Origin of the sequence: Actinacidiphila oryziradicis, from assembly GCF_005047355.1 — a bacterium.
GTDB lineage: Bacteria > Actinomycetota > Actinomycetes > Streptomycetales > Streptomycetaceae > Actinacidiphila > Actinacidiphila oryziradicis.
Window position 1 is genome coordinate 1 of record NZ_SUMC01000256.1, and the last position, 3551, is coordinate 3551.

General features: G+C 67.6%; 3 protein-coding genes and 1 pseudogene. 1 reads left to right on the forward strand and 3 read right to left on the reverse strand.

All coding sequences use genetic code 11. The features are described 5' to 3' along the window. Nucleotides 1-374 precede the first annotated feature (374 nt). Nucleotides 375-1766 (forward strand): LCP family protein, encoded by a 1392-nt coding sequence (locus tag FCI23_RS54560; RefSeq protein ID WP_322974068.1) that lies wholly within the window; start codon nucleotides 375-377, stop codon nucleotides 1764-1766. 796 nt (nucleotides 1767-2562) lie between these two features. Here FCI23_RS54560 and FCI23_RS62895 read toward each other — a convergent pair. From FCI23_RS62895 to FCI23_RS64540, 3 genes and pseudogenes are all read right to left on the reverse strand, one after another. Beyond that, entirely contained in the window at nucleotides 2563-3090 is a 528-nt protein-coding gene (locus FCI23_RS62895; RefSeq protein ID WP_169317473.1) for a TOBE domain-containing protein, read from the reverse strand. Nucleotides 3091-3241: 151 nt separating this feature from the next. Next, nucleotides 3242-3349 (reverse strand): annotated as a pseudogene (locus FCI23_RS54570) (IS5/IS1182 family transposase); the annotation flags it as partial. A 96-nt stretch (nucleotides 3350-3445) separates the two neighbouring features. Beyond that, a partial coding sequence (locus FCI23_RS64540; protein ID WP_136731612.1) for an HNH endonuclease occupies nucleotides 3446-3551 on the reverse strand: 106 nt, incomplete at its 5' end.

Below are 3551 nucleotides of genomic sequence, written 5' to 3' on the forward strand. Positions count from 1 at the left end.
TGGCCGCGATCGGCTACCTCCTGGCCTCCATGCGCGCCCACCAGCTCACCCCCGCACGCCTCACCGTGGCCGCTGGGTTCTACGCCGTCTTCGCCATAGGCCTGGTCCCGATTCTTGCCTGACCCCCATCACCATCACCCGCGCACCTCGCCACCGACAGGGACAGAGCGTCGCCCACCGACCCGGGCGCCCGGACGATTGCGTGATCGATGACAGGCCAGCACCACACACCCGACACCCCACCGCCCGAGCCGGCCCGATCCCGGCGCCGCGCACCACAGCGACCCACCCGCGGGCACGCACCTGCCCCCCGCAGCCGCGCCCGGCGCCGCGCGCGCAGCCGAAAGAAGCTGTTCCTGACGATCATGGCATCGATGGCCGTACTGGCCCTGGCCGCCGCCGGCGCACTGTATATGCGGCTGAACGGCAACATCAGCACCTTCAACGGCAAGGGCCTCAGCCACCAGCGCCCCCAGGACACCCCCGGAGACGCGCAGAACATCCTGCTCATCGGCTCCGACAGCCGCTCCGGTGACAACGCGACACTCGGCGGGGGCACCGGCGCCGTCGGCCGCTCCGACACCACCATCCTGCTGCACGTCTACGCCGACCACCGTCACGCGGTCGGCGTATCAATACCGCGTGACTCCCTCGTCGACATACCGCCCTGCCTGCTACCCGACGGAACCTGGACAGCCCCCCGCCAGAACACCATGTTCAACGCCGCGTTCTCACTGGGCAGCACCGCGGCCGGCAACCCCGCCTGCACCCAGAACACCGTCGAAGCGCTGACCGGTCTGCGCATCGAACACACCGTCGTCGTCAACTTCGAGGGCTTCGCCACCATGACCCAAGCAGTCGGCGGCGTACCGGTCTGCCTCCCCAACGACATCTACCAAAACGATCTCAACCCCAACCGCACCACACGGGGCAATCTCATCTACCACAAGGGCGAACAGAAGGTATCCGGAAAAGCCGCCCTGGACTACGTGAGGCTGCGCCACGGCATCGGCGACGGCTCCGACATCGGCCGCACCAAACGCCAACAGGCCTTCATCTCCAGCCTCATCACCCAGGTCAAGAAGAAAGGCTTCAGCCCCACCACCCTGCTCCCACTCGCCAACGCGGCGACCAGATCCCTCACTGTCGACCCCGGCCTCGGCTCGGCGGCCAAACTCCTGTCGTTCGCCATGTCACTGAAGAACATCGACCTCGCCGACATCCAGTTCCTCACGGCCCCCTGGCGCTACGACGGGGCCCGCATCGACCTCGTGCACCCCGACGTCGACAACCTCTGGGCCACCCTCAAAGCCGACCGCACCCTCGACGGCCACACCACCGGCCGGAAGACGCCTGGCCCGGCCCCCACGCCCAGCACGAAGCCCGTCGAAGGAGCCGGCGTCGCCGTCGCCGTGTACAACGGCACCACCACCAACGGGCTCGCCACCCGCGCCACCGAACTCCTGCACAACCACCAGTTCACCGTCACCGGCACCGCAACAGCCCGCTCACAGGACCACGCCACCACCGTCATCGAGTACGGCGCCGGCCTCAAATCCCGAGCCCAGACCCTCGCCAGGCTCTTCCCCGGCGCTGAACTGCAGCCCATCCCGGGCGCGCAAATCAACCTCGTCACCGGCCAGGACTACGCCAACACCCCCACCACACCCGCCACCCCGGCCGCACCCACATCCCTCCCCACCACCATCACCGCCCAGGCGCGCTCCGCCAACCACAACCTCTGCTCCGACCTCTCCTACGGATAGCGGGCAGCAGCAACCGGGCGACGGCGAGCTCTTTCTGATCGCTTCACTGGCCGACACGTCCTGAGCTGGTCAGTGAAGGTCAATGGAGCGATCGACGGGACCCTCACGCAGAACGTAATCGGCGATGCAGCTCTAAAAAGGTGCGCATCGCCACCGCCTGAAACGGGCATCAGGCCGGGTGCTCATGGCAGTCCCGCTCTCGCTGATTGTCGTGGCGGTTGTCCGGGCTGACCCATGCATGCTTTGGAACAAACACCGCGTCCAGCCCTCGTGGGCGTGGCGAGGGCATCGGGCGTTGCGATTTTTCAGAAATCGCTGCTGCCAGGTGTGACACTTCTGGGCCCGGGGGCGCTGTAGTAAATGGACGTGCTGCTCAGGCAGTGACCGTCCTTCGCCGCGGACCCGAACCGTGGGCGAGTTCCTGTCCCGCTCTGGCGTTCCCGTGGAGGGTAATGCCGATCGGGGTGGGGCCGCATCTTGGTGCGGCACATGACGGCCCCGGTCATCCGCCTCCCCCGTGGCGGATGACCGGGGCTTCGTGCGGTGGTGGTGCAGACTGCCACGACGGGGCCCGCGCTGGTCCCGTCCCTCTTCGGTGACCGCCGGAAAAGCCTGATCAGTCTGGTTATCCGTTCGGGTTCGGGTAATGCCCATGGGCGCTGCGAGGCCGCCGAGGGGCTGTGGCCGGCCTCGGCCTCCGGAGCATTTGCTTGCCTCCTCGGTCGCCCTAACCTTCGTATCGACACGCCTGACGGCCTGTCGCCGCGTCGGCGCCGAGCGGCGCGTCCGGTTCCGTTCAGTTGGCGCGGGACGGGGCGGTGTTGGACGCCGGTGTTGGCCGGGTGTCGTCGGGGGGTGCGGGCCAGACGGTGATGGCTTCGGGGGGCAGGTGGATCCGGCAGCCGCCGGTGGTTGGCGGCATGGCCTGGGTGGTGACAGCGATGCTGAGTTCGTGTCCGGTGGGCAGCGCGGCGCGCAGTTCGGTGATGGCGCCCAGGTGCACGGTGTCGAGGATGGTGGCCGGGTGGCCGCCGGTGTCGGTGAGGCGGATGTCCTCGGGTCGGATGCACCGGGTGACGGGGGTGCCCGCGGGGAGGTCGGTGGTAGCCACGGTGATGCGGGTGCCGTCGACCTCGATGGTGTGGGGGTCGGCGATGCGTCCGGGGTGTAGGTTGCGGATGCCGAGCAGGCGGGCGGCCTCTGGGGTGGCGGGGTGGGCGAAGACATCCCGTTGGTCTCCGGCTTGCAGGAGCTGGCCGCCTGCGACGATGAGTGTCTCGTCGGCGAGGAGGGCTGCCTCCTCGGGATCGTGGGTGATGATCACGGTTGTGGGGGCGGTGCCCTGTTGCAGACGGCGCAGTTCGCGCCGCAGTTCGTCGCGGACGGGGGTGTCCAGGCCGGTGAACGGCTCGTCGAGCAGGAGTAGGCGGGGGTCGCGGGCGAGGGCGCGGGCTAGGGCCTGTCTTTGGTTGTGATCATGATGTGGTTTCGAGGCTGCGGATCCAGATGATCGCTGCGCGTAAGTGGAGAGCGGCGAGGTAGCTTTCGGGCGTTTTGTCGTAGCGGGTGGCGATGCCTCGCCAGTCGTCGGGTAGCCGGGTCACGTTGCCGTAACCCGGCCCCCTGAGAACCGGGCATGCTTGTTTCCAAGCACCACGGCTCAAGCAAGCCCATAGACTTCACAGGATCTGTTGTTTGTTACCGCCATCGCCCGAATGAAGCTGACGATGGCATTCGGAGTGAACGAGCCGAAGATTCTTGATCTCATCAGATCCGCCGTTTCGC